We start from the raw sequence: 526 nt of genomic DNA on the forward strand, positions 1-526 counted from the left end.
CCTTCTTGCCGTCCAGCAGGATGGCATTGGCGCGCGCATTGGTACGAAGGGAAAGATTCGGCCGGCTCAACGCGCCATGCAGGAAGGCGCGGTAGGAACTCACCCGCTTCCCATTGAGGATCGCCCGCTGAAAGTAGCCGACGCCCGCCTGGTCGCCGCTGTTGTAGTCGGGGTTGCGCGGAATCCCCATGCCGACGCAGCCGGCGATGAAGGCCTCGGAGAGCGGGTGGATCCAGTCCATGTCCGTCACCGGGATGCCCTGGGTCCGGCCGCGCTTAGCATCGTCGCCGAAGCCGATGCGCCGCTCGGTGCGGCGGTAGTAGGGCAGGCTGTCGGCATAGCCCCAGCCGCGATTGCCCATCTGCGCCCATTGGTCGAGGTCGGCCGGTTGGCCGCGGTTGTAGATCATCCCGTTGACGGATGAGCTGCCGCCCAGCGTCCGGCCCTGCACGGTCGCGATGCGGCGTCCGCCGGTCCGCTCCGTGGGCTCCGTGCTGAACTGCCAGGTGACGCCTGGGTCCTTCAG

Annotated in this window: 1 protein-coding gene; it reads right to left on the reverse strand. The window is 67.9% G+C overall.

Annotated features, from left to right (window positions below):
* Nucleotides 1-526: GMC family oxidoreductase (locus tag AC1DWF_RS38380; protein ID WP_476843636.1), on the reverse strand; the 526-nt coding region annotated here is incomplete at both ends.

The organism is Aminobacter sp. P4_D5, from assembly GCF_056401815.1.